Origin of the sequence: Amycolatopsis deserti, assembly GCF_014653945.1 — a bacterium.
Classification (GTDB): Bacteria; Actinomycetota; Actinomycetes; order Mycobacteriales; family Pseudonocardiaceae; genus Amycolatopsis_E; species Amycolatopsis_E deserti.
This window is the reverse complement of record NZ_BNAU01000009.1, coordinates 104,639-123,290: the sequence shown is the minus strand read 5'-3', so window position 1 is coordinate 123,290 and position 18,652 is coordinate 104,639. Positions and strand designations below refer to the sequence as shown.

General features: G+C 72.4%; 13 protein-coding genes. 6 read left to right on the top strand and 7 right to left on the bottom strand.

Going from position 1 to position 18,652, the window contains the following annotated elements; genetic code table 11:
* The first annotated feature begins 69 nt into the window (after positions 1-69).
* Positions 70-1,245: an MFS transporter gene (locus tag IE290_RS31515; protein ID WP_191248370.1), complete on the top strand. Its 1,176-nt coding sequence runs from the start codon at positions 70-72 to the stop codon at positions 1,243-1,245.
* Here IE290_RS31515 and IE290_RS31510 read toward each other — a convergent pair.
* From IE290_RS31510 to cobU, 3 genes are read right to left on the bottom strand one after another with little or no spacing between them, the layout of a single operon-like run.
* Positions 1,228-1,959 (bottom strand): adenosylcobinamide-GDP ribazoletransferase, encoded by a 732-nt coding sequence (locus IE290_RS31510; protein WP_191248530.1) that lies wholly within the window; start codon positions 1,957-1,959, stop codon positions 1,228-1,230. The two genes, IE290_RS31515 and IE290_RS31510, sit on opposite strands and share 18 nt — an antisense overlap.
* Positions 1,960-1,981: 22 nt before the next feature.
* On the bottom strand, positions 1,982-3,007 hold the full coding sequence (gene cobT, locus IE290_RS31505; protein WP_191248369.1) for a nicotinate-nucleotide--dimethylbenzimidazole phosphoribosyltransferase: 1,026 nt from the start codon (positions 3,005-3,007) through the stop codon (positions 1,982-1,984).
* Complete coding sequence (cobU, locus tag IE290_RS31500; RefSeq protein ID WP_191248368.1) at positions 3,004-3,624, bottom strand: bifunctional adenosylcobinamide kinase/adenosylcobinamide-phosphate guanylyltransferase; 621 nt, start codon at positions 3,622-3,624, stop codon at positions 3,004-3,006. Before cobU ends, cobT begins: the two co-directional genes overlap by 4 nt.
* A 35-nt stretch (positions 3,625-3,659) precedes the next feature.
* On the opposite strand from cobU, the gene IE290_RS31495 reads away from it, so the two are divergent.
* A complete protein-coding gene (locus IE290_RS31495) occupies positions 3,660-4,589 on the top strand; it encodes a cobalamin biosynthesis protein (RefSeq protein WP_191248367.1) in 930 nt (309 codons plus the stop codon).
* A complete protein-coding gene (locus IE290_RS31490; RefSeq protein ID WP_191248366.1) occupies positions 4,589-6,067 on the top strand; it encodes a cobyric acid synthase in 1,479 nt (492 codons plus the stop codon). Before IE290_RS31495 ends, IE290_RS31490 begins: the two co-directional genes overlap by 1 nt.
* Before the next feature lie 2 nt (positions 6,068-6,069).
* Here IE290_RS31490 and IE290_RS31485 read toward each other — a convergent pair whose 3' ends face one another.
* From IE290_RS31485 to gltB, 4 genes are all read right to left on the bottom strand, one after another.
* Positions 6,070-6,855: a DeoR/GlpR family DNA-binding transcription regulator gene (locus IE290_RS31485; protein WP_191248365.1), complete on the bottom strand. Its 786-nt coding sequence runs from the start codon at positions 6,853-6,855 to the stop codon at positions 6,070-6,072.
* A gap of 92 nt (positions 6,856-6,947) precedes the next feature.
* Positions 6,948-8,342: a Dyp-type peroxidase gene (locus tag IE290_RS31480; protein ID WP_191248364.1), complete on the bottom strand. Its 1,395-nt coding sequence runs from the start codon at positions 8,340-8,342 to the stop codon at positions 6,948-6,950.
* A gap of 446 nt (positions 8,343-8,788) precedes the next feature.
* On the bottom strand, positions 8,789-10,240 hold the full coding sequence (locus IE290_RS31475) for a glutamate synthase subunit beta (protein ID WP_191248363.1): 1,452 nt from the start codon (positions 10,238-10,240) through the stop codon (positions 8,789-8,791).
* A complete protein-coding gene (gene gltB / locus IE290_RS31470; protein WP_191248362.1) occupies positions 10,233-14,762 on the bottom strand; it encodes a glutamate synthase large subunit in 4,530 nt (1,509 codons plus the stop codon). The genes IE290_RS31475 and gltB overlap by 8 nt, the downstream gene beginning before the upstream one ends.
* A gap of 475 nt (positions 14,763-15,237) precedes the next feature.
* Here gltB and IE290_RS31465 point away from each other — a divergent pair, with 475 nt between their 5' ends.
* From IE290_RS31465 to IE290_RS31455, 3 genes are read left to right on the top strand one after another with little or no spacing between them, the layout of a single operon-like run.
* A complete protein-coding gene (locus tag IE290_RS31465; protein WP_191248361.1) occupies positions 15,238-16,014 on the top strand; it encodes an MBL fold metallo-hydrolase in 777 nt (258 codons plus the stop codon).
* Between the two features lie 55 nt (positions 16,015-16,069).
* On the top strand, positions 16,070-16,648 hold the full coding sequence (locus tag IE290_RS31460) for a DedA family protein (protein ID WP_191248360.1): 579 nt from the start codon (positions 16,070-16,072) through the stop codon (positions 16,646-16,648).
* Positions 16,645-18,651, top strand: coding sequence for a phage holin family protein (locus IE290_RS31455; RefSeq protein ID WP_191248359.1), 2,007 nt, complete (start codon positions 16,645-16,647; stop codon positions 18,649-18,651). The genes IE290_RS31460 and IE290_RS31455 overlap by 4 nt, the downstream gene beginning before the upstream one ends.
* Position 18,652: the final 1 nt, after the last annotated feature.

Sequence of the window (18,652 nt, the reverse complement as noted above, 5' to 3'; positions counted from 1 at the left end):
TGCTGGGTGATCGATGGAATGACAAACATGCGTTGGACTCATTGATCGAGGTCCGGAAGGCTTCTTGGCATGGTCACACAGGAAGTCCGCCCGGCGTCGGCGCTGAGAGCGTGGTCCGGCGTCGCGGCGATCACCGCCAGTCTGTTCGTCTTCCTCACCACCGAGCTGATGCCGGTCGGCCTGCTCACGCCGCTGAGCACGAGCCTCGGCGTCACGGTGGGTGTCGCCGGGCTGATGGTCACCCTGCAGGGCGTGTCGGCCGGGCTGGGGGTGCCGTTCCTCGTCGCGTGGACGCGGCGGATCGACCGGCGCGTCCTGCTGTCCGCGTTGCTCGCGGTGCTGGCACTGGGAAACCTGGTCACGTCCGTGTCGCCGAACTACCCGCTGATCCTCGCCACGCGGCTGGTGATGGGCTTCGCCAGCGGCGTGTTCTGGGCCATCGGCGTGAGCATGGCGATGCGCATCGTGCCGGAACGCCACGCGAGCCGGGCGGCCGCGGTCGTCATGTCCGGCATCTCCATCGCGACGGTCGCCGGGATTCCCCTGGGGACGGTCGTGGAGAGCCTCACCGACTGGCGCACCACGTTCCTCATCTGGGCCGGGCTGAGCGTGCTGGTGTTCGTCGCGGTCGCCACCCTCGTGCCCGCGCTGCCGTCGGCGAACGCGGTGCCGGTGCGGGAGGTCTTCGCGCTCCCGCTGCGCAACGTGCCGCTGCGCCGGGTGCTGTTCACCGTCGTGCTCTTCGTGCTCGGCCACTTCGGGGCGTACACGTTCGTCCGGCCGTTCCTGGAGGACCACGCGTCCGCGCCGCCGGTGTTCATCACCGCGGTCCTGATGGTCTTCGGCGTCGCGGGGGCGATCGGGAACTTCGCCGCCGGGCACACCGTGAACCGGAGCCTGCGGGGCAGTTTCCTCGTCGGCTGCGCGGGACTCGTGGTGTCCATGCTGTTGCTGCTCACCATCGGCGGCACGGCGGTGGGTGCGATCGTCGCGATGGTCCTGTGGGGACTGTCGTTCGGCGTGGTCCAGCTGTGCCAGGTGAACATGACGCTCGCGGCCGCGCCGGAGACGTTCGAGGCCGCCATGTCGCTCAACACCATGGCGTACAACACGTCCATCGCGCTCGGGGCGTTGTTCGGCGGGCTGTTCGCGGACAACCTGGGGGTCACGAGCGTCGTCTGGTTCGGGGTGGTGCTGACGGCGGCTTCGCTGCTCCTCGCGCTCAGCTCACGGCGCGAGCGCTAGCCAGCTAGTGGCGGCGGCAATCTCCACGCAGGCGCCGAGCACGTCCCCGGTGATGCCGCCCAGCCGGGCGGTGCAACGCCACAGCACGAGCCCGGCAGCGGCGAAGGCGGCCGCCACCGCGAGCGGGCCGCGCCACCACTCCAGGCCGGGCGCGAGGGTGGCGAGCCCGGCGGCGGCGCAGAGGGTCGCGGCTGTCCACGGCGGACGGATGCTCCCGGCCACGGTGGCGCCGAGGCCGTCCGGGCGGGCCGAGGGCACGCCACGTGTGCAGCAGAGGGCCAGCACCCAGCGGCTCACCAGCGTGCCCGTCACCGCGGCGGTGACCCCGTGCCCGGCGGAGATCGCCCCGCCGAGGGCTCCACATTGGATGATCAACACGAGAACCAGCGTGGCGACCCCGGTGGGCCCGGAGTCGCCGCGGCGCATGATCTCCAGGGCGCGGGTGCGGTCGAAGGAGGCGCCGAGACCGTCGGCGGTGTCGGCCAGGCCGTCGAGGTGCAGGCCCCGGCTGGCGAGACCCACCGCGCCGACCGCCAGTCCGGCCACGGCCAGCGCGGGGAGTCCGAGGGCGTCCCCGGCCAGGACGACCAGCCCGGCCAGGACCGCGAGCGGCACGGCGGCCAGGGGCGCCAGCAGCATCGCCCCGGCCGCCACCCGCCGGTCGATCACGCGTGGCGCGGGCACCGGGAGCGCGGTCAGGGTGCCCAGCGCCATCCGCAGCGCGTCGGAAACCCGCTCAGGCAAGGTCGGCCAGCAGACCCATGTCCGCGATGATCGCCCGCGCCGCGCGCAGCGTGGGGATCGCCTGGACGGCCCCGCTGCCCTCACCGAGCCGCAGGCCGAGGTCCAGGATCGGCGTCAGCCCGAGCGCCTTGAGCGCGAACGCTTGCGACGGCTCGGTGGACCGGTGCCCGGCCAGCCACCACCGCGACGCCTCCGGCGCGATCTCCGCCGCCACCACCGCCGCCGCACCGGAGAACACGCCGTCCAGCAGCACCGGCACCCCGCGCACGGCGCCCTGCACCAGGAACCCGGCCGTCGCGGCGGCGCAGGCGCTGCCCAGTGCCGTCAGCAGCTCGAACGGGTCCGACACCTGCGCACCCGCCCGCTCGACCGCGGCGCGCACCACCGCGACCTTCCGCGCCCGGCCGGCCTCGTCCACGCCCGTCCCGGTGCCGACGACCTCCTCGGCGGGCACCCCGAGCGCCGCGGCGACCAGGGCCGCCGCCACCGTCGTGTTGCCGATGCCCATGTCGCCCGGGATGAGCAGGTCCGCACCGTCGTCCACCTCGGCGTCGGCGGCGTGGCGACCGGCCTCGAAGGCCCGGCGCGCCTCGCCCGGCGCCAGCGCGTCCTCGGCCTCGATCGACCCCGAGCCGCGCCGGATCTTCCACGCGCGCACTTCCGGGGGCACGTCGGACAGGTCGTCGTCGACCGCGATGTCCAGTACCCGGACTCCCGCGCCGACCTCGCGGGCCAGCACGTTCACCCCGCTCTTGCCGACCAGGAACACGCGCACCATCGCCGCGGTCACCTCGCGCGGGTACGCCGACAGCCGGCTCACCCCGTGGTCCCCGGCGAACACGACCACCCGCGGCCGTTCGATCGGCGGCGGCGGGACCTGGCCGGACGCGGCGCACAGCCACGCGGCCAGCTCCTCCAGCCGCCCCAGCGCACCGACCGGTTTGACCAGCGCGTCCAGCCGCTCCAGCGCGGCGGCGTGCGCGGCCGCGTCGGGCGCCGGGATGTCGAATCCGGTCACAGCAGAGCCCTTTCGCCGAGGTGCAGGACGCGCCCCGCGACCACCAGCTGGACGCTGTCCGCCTGGGCCGCGACGCGGTCGTTGAGCGCCCCCAGCACATCACGGAACAGCCGCCCGGAGGCTGTCGCGGGCACCACACCCATGCCGACCTCGTTGGTCACCGCCACGATCGGCACGTGCGCGACCCGCCAGGCGTCGAGGAACTCCTCCATGCGCTCGTCCAGCCGCAGCTCCCAGCCCTGCTTCGCCTCCCACGCGCCGACGTCGCCGAGCACGCGCGTGACCCAGGTGCCCAGGCAGTCGATCAGCAGCGGCCGCGACGCCTTGCGGACGGTCGTGGCGAGGTCGCCGGTCTCGACCGTGCGCCAGTTCGCCGGTCTGCGGGCCTGGTGCAGCGCGATCCGCGCCGCCCATTCGGGATCGTCGCCGCTGGGCACCGGGCCCGGCGCGACGTAGACGACTTCGGGATGGCGGGCCATCAGACGCTCGGCGTGGCGTGACTTGCCCGAGCGGACCCCGCCCAGGATCAGCACCTTCGCCTCGTCGTCCCCGTACCGGCGGAGCAGCCGGGCGGCGGCCTCCAGTGAGGCGGCCAGCCGCTGGGTCAGCTTGGTCATACCGGCATTCTCGTGCACGGGCTACCGTCCCGTGTGTGGTGTATGCAAGATCGTTGACCGCGCTCGGTCTCGTGACCGGTTACGCGCTGGACGCGGCGCTCGGTGATCCACGGCGCGGCCATCCGGTCGCGCTGTTCGGGCGTGCCGCGAAGGCCCTGGAACAGCGGGTCTGGGCCGATTCGCGGACACGCGGCGCCGCGTACGCCGCCACCTGCGTCGGCGCCGCCGCCGGGCTGGGGGTGCTCGCCCAGGCCGCCACGCGCCGGCGCCCGGCCGCGCGGGTCGCGGTGACCGCGCTGGCGACCTGGACCGTCCTGGGCGGCCGGGGCCTGGCGCACGAGGGCGAGGCGATGGCCGTGCGGCTGGAGTCCGGTGACCTGCCCGCCGCGCGGCAGCGGCTGGGCCACCTGTGCGGGCGCGACGCCTCCGTCCTGGACGACAAGGGCCTGGCCAGGGCCGCCACCGAGTCGATCGCCGAGAACACCAGCGACGCCGTCGTCGCGCCCCTGCTGTGGGGTGCGGTCGCCGGGGTGCCGGGGCTGCTCGGGTACCGGGCGCTCAACACGCTCGACGCGATGGTCGGGCACCGGACGCCGCGCTTCGAGCGGTTCGGCTGGGCCGCCGCCCGTGGGGACGACCTCGCCAACCTGCTGCCCGCCCGCGCCGGGGCGCTGATCACGGCTCTCTGCGCGCGCGTCGTGGGCGGCCGTCCGGGGCGGTCGCTGCGGGTGTGGCGACGGGATGCCGGACAGCACCCGAGCCCGAACGCCGGGCAGATCGAGGCGGCCTTCGCGGGTGCGCTCGACGTGCGGCTCGGTGGGGTGAACAGCTACGGCGGCCGGCCCGAGGACCGCGGCACGCTCGGCGACGGGCCCGCGCCCGGGGTGGCCGATCTGCGCCGGGCGGTGCGGTTGTCGCGCGCGGTCGGGCTGGCCGCGCTGGCCCTGGCCGCGGTGGTGGCGTGATGAGGGGCCTGCTGATCGCCGGCACCACGTCGGACGCCGGGAAGAGCCTGGTCACCGCCGGGATCTGCCGCTGGCTGGCGCGCCGCGGGCTGCGGGTGGCGCCGTTCAAGGCGCAGAACATGTCCAACAACTCGATGGTCTGCTCCGACGGCGCGGAGATCGGCCGCGCGCAGTGGCTGCAGGCGGTCGCCGCCGGGGTCGAGCCGGAGGCCGCGATGAACCCGGTGCTGCTCAAACCGGGCAGCGACCGGCGCAGCCACGTCATCGCGCTGGGCAAGCCGTTCGGCACGCTGGAGGCGGGCGAGTTCGCCACCGGCCGCCGCGAGCTGGCACGCATCGCCTTCGACACCTTCGACGAGCTGCGCACCCGGTTCGACGTCGTGGTGTGCGAGGGCGCGGGCAGCCCGGCCGAGATCAACCTGCGGCAGGGCGACTACGTCAACATGGGGCTGGCCCGGCGGTTCGGGCTGCCGGTGGTGGTCGTCGGCGACATCGACCGGGGCGGTGTGCTGGCCGCGATGTACGGGACGGTCGCGCTGCTGGAGCCCGCGGACCAGGCGCTGCTCGCCGGGTGGGTGGTGAACAAGTTCCGCGGCGACGAGGCGCTGCTGCGCCCGGGTCTGGACCGCATCGCGGAGCTGACCCACCGGCCGGTGCTGGGTGTGCTGCCCTGGCTGGACGGGGTGTGGATCGACTCCGAGGACGCGCTCGCCGTCGCGGGCTGGCGGCACGAGCAGCAGGCCACTGGTGGGCTGAAGGTCGCCGTCGTCCGGTTCCCGCGCGCGTCGAACGCGACCGACGTGGACGCCCTCGCCGCCGAGCCGGGGGTCACGGTCACGCTGACCGCGGACCCGGACACGGTGCGGGCCGCGGACCTGGTCGTGCTGCCCGGCACCCGCGCGACGGTGGGCGATCTGCGGTGGCTGCGGGAGCGTGGGCTGGAGCCGGCGCTGGCCGCGCGAGCCGCCGCCGGGCAGCCGGTGCTGGGGATCTGCGGCGGTTACCAGATGCTCGCGGAGACCATTGTGGACGACGTCGAGTCCGGCGCCGGGACCGTGCCGGGGCTCGGGTTGCTGCCGACGCGGGTGTCGTTCAGCGCGGACAAGGTGCTCGGGCGGCCGGTCGCGCGGTGGCGCGGTCACGAGGTGGCGGCCTACGAGATCCACCACGGCAGCGCGACACTGGCCCCGGACGGGGACGCCGAGCCGTTCCTGGACGGCTGGCGGCGCGGTTCGGTGTGGGGCACGACCTGGCACGGCACCCTGGACAACGACGGCTTCCGCCGGGCGTGGCTCGCCGAGGCGGCGGCGCAGGCCGGGGTGTCCTGGTCACCGGCGGCGGGGGCGCCCGGGTTCGCGTCCCTGCGTGAGTCGATGCTGGACCGGCTCGCCGACGCGGTCGAGGAACGCCTGGACACCGACGCGCTGCTGCGGCTGATCGAGCGGGGCGCGCCGGAGGGCCTGCCCCGGGTGGGCTGAGGTCAGACGAGCGTGACCCGCACGCCTTCCAGTTCGAAGGCCGACACCAGGTCCGGCTCCGCCGCCGAATCGGTGATCAGCAGGTCGACGTCGAGCGTCGGGCAGATGCGGGCGAACGCGTAGCCGCCGAGCTTCGAGCTGTCGGCGACCACCACGACCTTCTTGGCGCGGTGCACGAGCAGCTTGTTGATCGCCGCCTCGGCCTCGTGGTGGGCGAAGGCGCCGCGCAGCGGGTCGACCGCGTCCACCCCGATGAACACCAGGTCGAGGCTGACCTCCTCGAGCACCATCCCGGCCAGGTGCCCGGTCAGCTCGAACGACTGCGGCCGCGCCACCCCGCCGGTGCTGACCAGCCGGATGCTCTGCCGCACGGTCAGCTCGTGCGCGATGTTCACCGCGTTCGTCACCACGGTCAGCGCCGGCGAACTGCCGCGGTCGTTGAACTCCGGACGGGCCGCGACCGCGCGGCTCACCTCGGTCGTGGTGCTGCCCCCGTTGAACCCGATCACCATTCCGCGATTCACCAGCCGCGCCGCGGCCTCGGCTATTCGGCGTTTTTCCACCGTGTGCCGGTCGGCGTGGTTGCGGCCCGGGAGGTTGTAGGCGACGTTGCCGGCCACGGCGCCGCCCCGGGCTCTGGTGAGCAATTGGCGGCCTGCCAAATGATCGAGGTCGCGCCGGATCGTGGCGGGGGAGACGTTCAGCTTCGCCGCCGCCTGATCCACCTCGACCCGGCCCTGCTGGCCGATCATTTCGAGCAGCGTGTTCAACCGCTCATGCCTGTCCACGCATCAGTCATACCCGCTCCCGCGCGCCTTGTGAACACTGATCATGAGAACAGCCCGCCGGGCGCGTACCCGGCGGACTGTCGGAATTTTCCTCACAGGCTTCGCAGGAAGGCCAGCGATGGCATGAAGAAATATTCGCCGCCCTTCATGGTGACCGCCCGCGGAATCGGATCGGCGGCCTCGATCACGTTGTTGTGACCCCATTCCGGCGGGTATTTCTGCGGTTCCCGGGCGCCCTGCCCGATGACCGGATCCAGACCGGGCCGGGAACCGTCCGGCGGGAACGGGAATCCCGGGTTGTTCGCCCAGGTCTGCTGCGTGAACTCGAACTGGTTGCCCAGGCTCGAGTTGAAGGCCATGAACAGCAGCCCGATGTCCTTGGTGGGCCGCAGCCGCGGCGGCAGGTCGGCGTTCGGGTCGTCGTGGCGGCGGCCGTAGGTCTGGCCGCGGCGGGCCATCAGGTGCCTGCGCTCCTCCTCCGGCGCCTCCGCCCCGCCGGAGCCGCGCGGGTTGGTCTTGCGGATGTGCGCGTGGAACGGGCACTTCTGGCCCAGTTTGTCGCTGTCGTAGCTGAAGTCGTTGCCCACCGGGTGGTGCGAGCCCGGTGCGCTCTGCACGGTCAGCGGGGTGCCGTCCTCGAAGCGGCCGACCAGCATCGCGCCGGCCCGCTCCCGGTCCTCGCCACGCAGCCCGAGGTCGTGCGCCAGGTCGCGCTCGGCCTCCTTGAACAGCCGGACGTTCTGCTCCAGCTTGCGGAACACGAAGTAGCTTCCGAAGTGGACGGTGGGGTCCGGCGCGGCCGCGTCGGGCACGAGGATCTGCTCCAACGGCGCGGACGGGTCCCAGTCGTTGACGCCGTCGGTGGTGTCCCGCTCGACGTCGACGTCCTCGGTGAGGAACAGCGGCTGGCTGCGCCCGTCGACGTAGCCGAAGTGCTCGATGCCGTCGCCGTTGGCGTTGGCCATGCCGAGGCCGGACTCCTCGCCGACGATGGTGACCGACGCCGGGCGCAGCTCCTCGACCTGGCGGCGCAGGGTCCGGACCGGTCCCGCGGTGGCGTCGCCGATGAGGACCACGGCGTCGATCGTCTGCTGGTAGTGGCGCTCCCACTCGGTGACGGCCGGGTCGGCGAGCTTCCCGACGGCGGCCTTGGCGCCCGCGGCGAACGACGGATCGGCCGGCGCGGTGACGCCCAGCGTGGCGTAGCCGTGCGCGCTCAGGCCGACGCCCAGGTACGGCGTGCCGGCGGCCTTGGTGCGCTTGTGCGCCTCGACTTCCGCGAGGTGCGCCTTGGCGGACTTCATCAGCCCGCTCAGGCCTCGCAGGAAGGTGCGTGCTTCGGCGGCGTCGCCGAAGCCGAGGAACAGCACGGTGAGGCGGTCCCGGACGTGCGCCTTCAGGATGTTCGGCTGCAGCTCGTCGAGCATCATGGCCGCTTCGCCGGTGGCGGATCTCCAGGACAGCGTGGTGGACAGGTCGACAGGCATGAACGCCCCCTCTTGGCTTGACCCCAGTCACGGTGGCGGCGCCGCGAGGCCCCTGTCGTGTGCGGCGCCGTCACCTGCTCCTAAGTCGCGCTGAGGGGGCGGTGAGTACGAAGTGGGCGGGTTTTCACTCGATCGGATTAGTTGGGTGGTGGGCGCTACGCGCGTATCTGAACTGCACCGGCTTCGCTTCGCTACGCCCGGATCTGCCCCTCCCGAACCCGATCTTTCAGTGTTCGGTTGCCGAGAAGCGGCGTCAAGGCTGGAAAGAGTACCTTGACCCCGCTGCTCGGCAACCGATTTGGCTGGGGATCGGGTTGCGGGAGAGGGGTGGCTCGTGGGGGTGGCGGGGGCTTCGTTGCCGGCTGCCGGTTTTCGAGTGGCTCCGAAAAAGGGCTGGCGCGGGGTGGACCACCACGGCTCCGTTGCCTGGTGGCCCACCCCTGGTCCTAGGCGATCGGCCGGTCCGTCGGCGCGATCGGGGCCGGCAGGACGTTCCGGCCGGTCAGGTAGGCGTCCACCCCGGCCGCGGCGGAGCGGCCCTCCGCGATCGCCCACACGATCAGCGACTGGCCGCGGCCCATGTCGCCCGCCACGAACACGTTCTCCACGCTCGTGCGGAAATCCGCGTCCCGCGCGACGTTGCCGCGGGCGTCCAGCTCCACGCCCAACGCCTCGATCAGGCCTTCGCGCTGCGGGCCGACGAAACCCATCGCCAGCAGCACCAGCTGCGCCGGCAGCTCCCGCTCGGTGCCCTCGACCTCGACGAACTTGCCGTCCTCGTTGCGCACCTCGACCAGCCGCAGCGCCCGCAGGTTGCCGTCCTCATCGGCGAGGAACTCCTGCGTGCTCACCGAGTACAGGCGCTCGCCGCCCTCCTCGTGCGCCGACGACACCCGGTAGATCATCGGGTACATCGGCCACGGGTGCGCCTCCGACCGGCTCTCCGGCGGGCGCGGCATGATCTCCAGCTGCGTCACCGACAGCGCGCCCTGCCGGTGGGCGGTCCCGACGCAGTCCGCGCCGGTGTCACCGCCACCGATCACCACGACGTGCTTGCCCTCGGCCGAAATCGGCGACGACTCCAGCTCACCGGAGGCGACCCGGTTCGCCAGCGGCAGGTACTCCATCGCCTGGTACACACCGGTCGTCTCGCGGCCGGGCGCGGGCAGGTCCCGCCACGCGGTCGCGCCACCGGCCAGCACCACGGCGTCGTACGACGACCGCAGCTCCTCGGCGGTGATGTCCACGCCGACGTTCACCCCGGTGCGGAACTCGGTGCCCTCGGCCCGCATCTGCTCCAGGCGCCGGTCCAGCCGCCGCTTCTCCATCTTGAACTCGGGGATGCCGTACCGCAGCAGCCCGCCGATCGCGTCCGCCCGCTCGAACACCACCACGTCGTGCCCGGCGCGGGTCAGCTGCTGCGCCGCCGCCAGGCCGGACGGCCCGGACCCGACCACGGCGACCTTCTTGCCGGTGCGTGTCACCGGGGGCTGCGGCGTGATCCAGCCCTCCTCCCACGCGCGGTCCACGATGGAGATCTCGACCCGCTTGATCGTCACCGGGTCGTTGTTGATCCCCAGCACGCATGCGGTCTCGCACGGCGCCGGGCACAGCGTCCCGGTGAACTCCGGGAAGTTGTTCGTGGCGTGCAGCCGCTCGATCGCGTCCCGCCAGTCGTCGCTCCAGACCAGCGTGTTCCACTCCGGGATCAGGTTGCCCAGCGGGCAGCCCTGGTGGCAGAACGGGATGCCGCAGTCCATGCAGCGCCCGGCCTGCTTCTCCAGCTTGTTCGACGCGAAGTCCTCGTACACCTCGCGCCAGTCGAGCAGGCGCAGCGGCACCGGCCGGGTCTTCGGCGTCTCGCGCGGCGTCGTCAGAAAACCCTTCGGGTCAGCCATGTGCGGCCTCCATGATGGCTTCGTTCACGTCCCGGCCGTCGCGCTCGGCTTCCGCCCGCGCGGCCAGGACCCGCTTGTAGTCCTTGGGCATGACCTTGCCGAAGCGGGTGACCGTGGTCTCCCAGTCGGCCAGCAGCGCCCGCGCCACCGGCGACTCGGTCTCCACGAAGTGCGCCTCGACCGCGTCCCGCAGGAACTCGACGTCCTCGTCGTCCAGCGGGTCGACGTCGACCATCTCCGGGTTCACCCGCAGCGGCGACAGGTCCAGCACGTACGCGATCCCGCCGGACATGCCGGCGGCGAAGTTGCGCCCGGTCGGCCCGAGCACGACCACGCGACCGCCGGTCATGTACTCGCAGCCGTGGTCGCCGACGCCCTCCACGACGGCCAGCGCGCCCGAGTTCCGCACGCAGAACCGTTCGCCGACCTTGCCGCGCAGGAAGATCTGCCCGCTGGTGGCGCCGTAGCCGATCACGTTGCCGGCGATGATGTTCTGCTCGGAGGCGATCTTGGCCTCCTTCGGCGGGCGCACGATGATGCGGCCGCCGGACAGGCCCTTGCCGACGTAGTCGTTGGCGTCGCCGAACAGCCGCAGCGTGATGCCCTTCGGCACGAACGCGCCGAACGACTGCCCGGCGGTGCCGGTGAAGGTCACGTCGATCGTGTCGTCCGGCAGGCCCTCGCCGCCCCAGCGCTTGGTCAGCTCCGACCCGAGCATGGTGCCCACGGTCCGGTTGACGTTGCGCACCGGCAGTTCCAGCCGCACCTTGTCCCCGGAGCTGAGCGCGCCCTCGGCGAGCTGGATCAGCGTGTTGTCCAGCGCCTTCTCCAGGCTGTGGTCCTGGGCGACCACCTGGTGCCGCGCGGCCCGCGGCTCCAGCTCGGGCACGTGGAAGATCGGCGACAGGTCCAGCCCGCGGGCCTTCCAGTGGTCCACGGCCGGGCGGGTGTCGAGCACCTCGGCGTGCCCGACGGCCTCCTCGATCGACCGGAAACCCAGCCGCGCCAGGTACTCGCGCACCTCCTGGGCGATGAACTCGAAGAAGTTCACCACGTACTCGGCCTTGCCGCTGAACTTCTCGCGCAGCTTCGGGTTCTGCGTCGCCACGCCCACCGGGCAGGTGTCCAGGTGGCAGACCCGCATCATGATGCAGCCGGACACCACCAGCGGCGCTGTCGCGAACCCGAACTCCTCGGCGCCCAGCAGCGCGGCGATCACCACGTCGCGGCCGGTCTTGAGCTGCCCGTCGGTCTGCACCACGATCCGGTCCCGCAGCCGGTTCGCCAGCAGCGTCTGCTGCGTCTCGGCCAGGCCCAGCTCCCACGGGCCGCCGGCGTGCTTGATCGAGGACAGCGGCGAGGCGCCGGTGCCGCCGTCGTGACCGGAGATCAGCACGACGTCCGCGTGCGCCTTCGACACACCCGCCGCGACCGTGCCGACGCCGACTTCGGACACCAGCTTCACGTGGATGCGGGCCGCCGGGTTGGCGTTCTTCAGGTCGTGGATCAGCTGCGCCAGGTCCTCGATCGAGTAGATGTCGTGGTGCGGCGGCGGGGAAATCAGTCCCACACCCGGCGTGGAGTGCCGGGTCTTGGCGATCCACGGGTACACCTTCGCGCCGGGCAGCTGGCCGCCCTCACCGGGCTTGGCGCCCTGCGCCATCTTGATCTGGATGTCGTCGGCGTTGACCAGGTACTCGCTGGTGACGCCGAACCGGCCGCTGGCGACCTGCTTCACGGCGCTGCGCCGCTCGGGGTCGTAGAGCCGCTCCGGGTCCTCGCCACCCTCACCGGTGTTGGACTTGCCGCCCAGCCGGTTCATCGCGATCGCCAGCGTCTCGTGCATCTCCTGCGAGATCGAGCCGTAGGAGATGGCGCCGGTGGCGAACCGCTTGACGATCTCGGAGACCGGCTCGACCTCCTCGATCGGCACCGGCGGGCGCACGCCCTCCTTCAGCTCGAACAGGCCGCGCAGCGTGAACAGCTTCTTCGACTGCTCGTCGACGGCGTTGGTGTACTCCTTGAACACCTCGTACCGGCCGGTGCGGGTGGAGTGCTGCAGCTTGAAGACCGTGTGCGGGTTGAACAGGTGCGGCTCGCCCTCGCGCCGCCACTGGTAGTCCGAGCCGATCTCCAGCTCGCGGTGGTTCGGGCGGAACCCGTCGCGCGGGAACGCGCGGGCGTGCCGCTGCCGGACCTCCTCGTGCAGCACGTCGAACCCGACGCCGCCCAGCCGCGAGGTGGTGCCGGTGAAGCAGGTGTCGATGACCTCCTGCGACAGGCCGAGCGCCTCGAAGATCTGCGCGCCGGTGTAGGAGGCCACAGTGGACACTCCCATCTTCGACATGGTCTTGCGGACGCCCTTGCCCAGCGCCTTGATCAGGTTGCGGGTCGCCTGCTGCGGCGTGACACCCGGGATCTTGCCGTCGCGGGCCAGCTCCTCGACCGTCGCCATCGCCAGGTACGGGTTGACCGCGGCCGCGCCGTAACCCAGCAGCAGCGCGATGTGGTGCACCTCGCGGGCGTCGGCGGTCTCGGCGATGATCCCGACCTGGGTGCGGGTCTTCTGCCGCACCAGGTGGTGGTGCACCGCGCCGGTGAGCAGCAGCGACGGGATGGCCGCGTGGTCGGCGTCGACCCCGCGGTCGGACAGCACGATCAGCCGCGCGCCCTCGGAGATCGCGTTGGACACCTCGGTCCGGATCTCCTCCAGGCGCGCCAGCAGCGCGTCGCCGCCGCCGTGCACGTCGTAGAGGCCGTGGATGGTGACCGCGGTGAACTCCGGCAGGTCGCCGTCGTCGTTGATGTGCACCAGCTTGGCCAGCTCGTCGTTGTCCAGCACCGGGAACGGCAGGACGACGCGGCGGCACGACTCGCCGGTGGCCTCCAGCAGGTTCGGCTGCGCGCCGAGCTGGGTGCCCAGCGACGTCACGAGCTCCTCGCGGATCGCGTCCAGGGGCGGGTTGGTGACCTGGGCGAACAGCTGGATGAAGTAGTCGAAGATCGGCCGCGGGCCGGACGACAGCGGCGCCAGCGGCGAGTCGTTGCCCATCGAGCCGATCGGCTCGGCGCCGGATTTCGCCATCGGCGACAGCAGCGTGTCCAGCTCTTCCTCGGTGTAGCCGAAGGCCTGCTGACGGCGGACCAGCGAGGCGTGCGTGGGCACCTCGCGCTCGCGCTCGGGCAGCTCCTCCAGGCGCACCAGGCCCTGGTCGACCCAGTCGCCGTAGGGGTGCTCGGCGGCCAGCTGTCCCTTGATCTCCTCGTCGTCGATGATGCGGCCTTCGGCCGTGTCGACGAGGAACATGCGGCCCGGCTCCAGCCGGCCCTTCTGCACGATCGTCGACTGGTCCAGCTCCAGCACGCCGACCTCGCTCGCGAGCACGACCAGGCCGTCCTCGGTGACCCAGTACCGCGCGGGGCGCAGACCGTTGCGGTCCAGCACCGCGCCGATCTGGGTGCCGTCGGTGAACGACACCAGCGCCGGGCCGTCCCACGGCTCCATCAGCGTGGAGTGGAACTCGTAGAAGGCGCGGCGCGCCTGGTCCATCTCCTCGTGGTTCTCCCAGGCTTCGGGGATCATCATGAGGACGGCGTGCGGCAGGCTGCGGCCGCCCAGGTGCAGCAGCTCGAGGACCTCGTCGAAGCTGGCCGAGTCGCTCGCGCCGCGCGTGATGATCGGGTAGATCCGCTTGAGGTCGCCCGGGATCAGGTCGGTGGACAGCATCGACTCGCGCGCGTCCATCCAGTTCCGGTTGCCGCGCAGCGTGTTGATCTCACCGTTGTGCGCCACGTACCGGTACGGGTGGGCCAGCGGCCACGACGGGAACGTGTTGGTGGAGAAGCGGGAGTGCACCAGCCCGATCGCGCTCGTCACGCGCTCGTCGGTGAGGTCCGGGAAGAACCGCGGCACCTGCGGCTCGGTGAGCATTCCCTTGTAGACGATGGTGCGGGCGGACAGGCTCGGGAAGTACACGTCCTCGTCGGCCAGCAGGTGCTCGGCGCGCTTGCGCACGCAGAACGCGGCGCGCTCCAGGTCCAGCCCGGTGCGCAGGCCCTCGCGCGAGGCCAGGAACAGCTGCGCGAAGTGCGGCATGGTCGAGGCCGCGGTCGGCCCGACGTGCTCGGTGTCCACCGGGACCTCGCGCCAGCCCAGGACCCGCAGGCCCTCCTCGGCGACCAGGCCCTCGATCGCGCTCATCGCGCGGCCGCGGGCGGTCTCGTCGACCGGCAGGAACGCGGTGCCCACGGCGTAGTGCCCGGCCTCGGGCAGCTCGAAGTCGACGACCTCGCGGAAGAACGCGTCCGGGACCTGGATCAGGATGCCCGCGCCGTCACCGGTCTCGGGTTCGGCTCCTCTGGCGCCACGGTGTTCGAGGTTGCGCAGGGCCGTCAGGGCCTTGGTCACGATGTCGTGGCTGCGTCGGCCGGACATATCGGCGACGAACGCGACACCGCAGGCATCGTGCTCGTATTGCGCGTCGTACAAGCCTTCCGGCTTGCGAACACTGTGGCGGGTCACGGCTGGCCGTCTCCTCACACGTGGGCGCGGCGCGGGCGCTGTTAACACAGCAGCCCTCCTGCGCGATGGTCAGTCGAGAGCAGAAGTACGAGTCGCCTGAACGAGGGCAGGACTCGGTACACCGGCCACACGTCGTCGGGTGGCCGCCGGTCGGCACGTCTTCGGGCCGCTGGCGCGCATCAGCGAGGTCCCCGGGTTGTGGTGGGCGGGTTCCCGCGGCGCGCCAGTTACCCCCGGGTTCGCCGGGTCTTATGACAGTAGTGTGAATTCGCCGTTATCGATATACGTCGACCGGACCTCGTGGCATATGCCATATGGACGTTGACGCGACAGCCCCCGGTGTGGAAGTACCGTTGCACCATCGTTGACCTGCGGAAAAGGGCGTTCGTGATCGCTTCACCGGTTCGGGTGCTGTCCGATTGAGTAATCAAGGTGTTACGGACGCGGCGCGGTCCCCGGCCGGGATACTCGGGGTGTGGAGGGTCTGTCGCTGCGTTTCCTCGGCCACTCGACGGTCCGGCTGGAGGTCGCCGGCCGGGTCGTGCTGACCGATCCGGTGCTGACGCGCGCGGTGGGCGGTCTGGTCCGGGTCGCGCCGCCGCTGGATCCCGCCGCCTACGCCGATGCCGATCTGGTGCTGATCTCCCACCTCCACGGCGACCACCTGCACGTGCCGTCGCTGCGGTTGCTGGGGCGGCACGTGCCGATCGTGGTGCCGCGCGGGGCGGGCGGCTGGCTGCGCCGGCGGGGGTTCGCGGCGGTGGTGGAACTGGACATCGGGGAGCAGGCGTCCTTCGGCGACCTGCGGGTGACCGCCGTGTGGGCGGAGCATTCGGGGCACCGCTGGGGGCCGCGGTTCACGCACGGCCCGCAGGCGCGCGCGAGTGGTCATGTCGTGGAGGCGCCGGGCGCGCGGGTGTACGTGGCCGGGGACACCGACCTGCACGCCGGGATGGCCGAGCTGGGCCCGGTCGATGTCGCGTTCCTGCCGGTCTGGGGCTGGGGTCCGAACCTCGGGCCCGGCCACCTGGATCCAGTGCGGGCGGCGGAGGCGGTTGCCCGGGTGCGGCCGCGGGTGGCGGTCCCGGTGCACTGGGGCACGCTGGCGGTCCCGGGCCTGGCGCGGACCCGCCGGATGCGGCGGTTGCTGGTGGATCCGCCGCGCGAGTTCGCCGCCGCCGTGCGGGGCAAGACGCGTGTCGCTCTCACCGAACCGGGTGAAGTCGTCGACCTGCGTGAGGTTTCTCCGTGACCGGAACCGGCGCGGCGGTCACCGCGCCGGGGCCGGTGCGTGATGGGGTGGCCTGGTGAACTGGACCGACTTCTCCAGCGTCGGCTACCCGACCCTCTTCCTCGGCGTGCTGATCGGCTCGATCGTGCCGATCGTCCCGACCGGGGCCGTCGTCGGGGCGGCGGCCGCCATCGCCATGACGGGGCACCTGTCGTTGCCGCTGGTTCTGCTGCTGGCCACCGCCGGGGCGGTGATCGGTGATGTGGTGACCTTCGCCGTCGCGCGGCTGGGCGGTGACGCGGCGGTCCGGTGGCTGGCGCGCGGGCAGAAGCCGGAACGTCTCGTCGCCGCGCGGCAGCGGTTCGCGCGGCAGGGGTGGCAGCTCGTGGTCGTCGGGCGGCTGCTGCCGGCCGGGCGCATCCCGGTGCTGCTGGCCGCCGGCGCGGTCGGCTACCCGTGGCGGCGGCTGGTGCCGGCGACCGCGGTCGCGTGCGTGTTGTGGGCCGTCGCGTACGCGCTGCTCGGCGTGCTCAGCGGCGGCCTGTTCGACTCGCCGCTCGTCGCGACCCTGCTGGCCGCCGTGCTGGTGCTGCTGGTGACCGGTGTGATCAACCTGGTGGCGAAGCGCCGCAGGGAAAGGGCGAAGGTGGGATGACTTCGGCGGAACGGGGCCGGCTGCTCCGGCGTGGACGCTCGCTCGCGCGGTTCGCCCTGGTGTGGCTGACCACGTCGCTCGCGCTCGTCGGCATGGACGACCTGCTGGACGGCTTCGCGATGCCGGAGGAGTGGCAGCCGCTGGTGTGCGGCCTGCTGCTGAGCCTGCTGACCGCCGTGGTGTGGCCGCAGGTGCTGCGGGTGGCCCTGCCGCTGGCGCTGTTCACGCTCGGCATCGGCAGCTTCCTGCTGCTCGGCGCGGGCGCGGTGGCCGCGTTCGCCGTCGTGCCGGGCGTGGAGGTCAACGGGCTGCGCACCGGGTTCCTGGTCGTGGTCGGGGTGTCCGCGGTGAGCGGGGTCGTGTCCAGCGTGCTCGCGCTCGACGAGGACGAGGTGTTCTTCCGCCGGGCCCGCCGCCGCTCGCGCCGCTGTCCGGAACTGGCGGACGACGTCCCACCCGGGCTGATCTTCCTGCAGGTCGACGGGCTCGGCTACGACGTGGTCCGCCGCGCGGTCCGGGACGGCGACATGCCGACGCTGGCCCGCTGGCTCGCCGAGGACAGCCACGCGCTGGTGCGCTGGCAGACCGACTGGAGCTCGCAGACCGGCGCGAGCGTGTGCGGCATCCTGCACGGCTCCAACCACGACATCCTCGGGTTCCGCTGGTACGAAAAGGACCGCGACCACGTGATGGCGTGCGCCCACCCGCGGGACGCGGCCGAGATCGAGCGGCGGCACTCCGACGGCCGCGGCCTGCTCGCCGTCGACGGCGCCAGCCACGGCAACCTCTTCACCGGCGACGCCCCGCACGTCAGCCTCACCATGAGCGCGGTGTCGGTGCTGCTGCCCAAGGGCCTGCGCCGCCACCGCGAGGACCGCGTCGGCACGGGCTACTACGCCTACTTCGCCAATCCGGTCAACGCGTTGCGCACGCTGGGTTCGGCGCTGGTCGACATCGTCCGCGAGGTCTCGGCCTCGGCCCGGCAGCGGCGGGCGGGCGTGGTGCCGCGGGTGCCGCGCGGCGGGATCTACCCGATCGCCCGGACCGGCACCACGGTCATTTCACGGGACGTCGTGGTGTCCGCGGTGCTGGAGGACATGCTCGACGGCCGGCCGGTGGTGTACGCGGACTTCCTCGGCTACGACGAGGTCGCCCACCACTCCGGCATCGAACGGTTCGACACGCTCGCCGTGCTGCGCGCGATCGACCAGCAGATCGGGCGGCTGCACCGGGCTTCGCGGCTCGGGCCGCGGCCGTACCACCTGGTCGTGCTGTCGGATCACGGGCAGACGCAGGGGTGGGCGTTCGCGCACCGGTTCGGCGAGTCGCTGGAGGAGCTGGTCGGGCGGTTGTGCGGCGGGCACGCACCCGAGGTGGCCGGGGGCGGCCCGGTGGCGACGCGGCTGCGGGAGCGGGTGACCGGCGCGCGGCGGATCGAGCACCGGCCCAAGGAGGACGCGCGGCACGAGGTGACGCGGGTGGCTCCCGGGGTGGTCGTGGTGGTGTCCGGGCACGTCGGGATGGTGTCGTTCACCGAGCACGCGGGGCGGGTCTCGCTGGAGACGATCGAGCGCGAGTACCCGGAACTGCTGCCCGCGCTGGTGGACCACCCCGGGGTCGGGTTCATGCTGGTCCGCAGCGACGAGCACGGACCGGTGGTGCTGGGCCGGGACGGCGTGCACCGGCTGGATTCCGGGGAGGTGCTCGGCGAGGACCCGCTGGCCCAGTACGGCGACCACGCCCCGGACCTGATCCGGCGCGTGGACACGTTCCCGCACTGCGCCGACATCATGATCAACAGCCGGTGGGACCCGGAGACGGGGGAGGCTTCGCCGTTCGAGATCCACGTGGGTTCGCACGGCGGGCTCGGCGGGGAGCAGGAGCGCGGGTTCCTGATCTACCCCAAGGAGTTCGAGCCGCCGGGAGACCTGGTGGGGGCCGAGTCGCTGCACCGGTTGTTCCGGCTGTGGCTGACCAAGCTGGGGCACCCGGAGCCGGAGTGAG

What these genes read in the sequence shown, in the direction of transcription:
- IE290_RS31475 (WP_191248363.1), bottom strand. Translation starts at nt 10,240, where the DNA reads ATGGCTGACCCGAAGGGTTTTCTGACGACGCCGCGCGAGACGCCGAAG.
- IE290_RS31490 (WP_191248366.1), top strand. Translation starts at nt 4,589, where the DNA reads ATGAGGGGCCTGCTGATCGCCGGCACCACGTCGGACGCCGGGAAGAGC.
- IE290_RS31510 (WP_191248530.1), bottom strand. Translation starts at nt 1,959, where the DNA reads ATGGCGCTGGGCACCCTGACCGCGCTCCCGGTGCCCGCGCCACGCGTG.
- IE290_RS31455 (WP_191248359.1), top strand. Translation starts at nt 16,645, where the DNA reads ATGACTTCGGCGGAACGGGGCCGGCTGCTCCGGCGTGGACGCTCGCTC.
- IE290_RS31515 (WP_191248370.1), top strand. Translation starts at nt 70, where the DNA reads ATGGTCACACAGGAAGTCCGCCCGGCGTCGGCGCTGAGAGCGTGGTCC.
- cobU (WP_191248368.1), bottom strand. Translation starts at nt 3,624, where the DNA reads ATGACCAAGCTGACCCAGCGGCTGGCCGCCTCACTGGAGGCCGCCGCC.
- IE290_RS31480 (WP_191248364.1), bottom strand. Translation starts at nt 8,342, where the DNA reads ATGCCTGTCGACCTGTCCACCACGCTGTCCTGGAGATCCGCCACCGGC.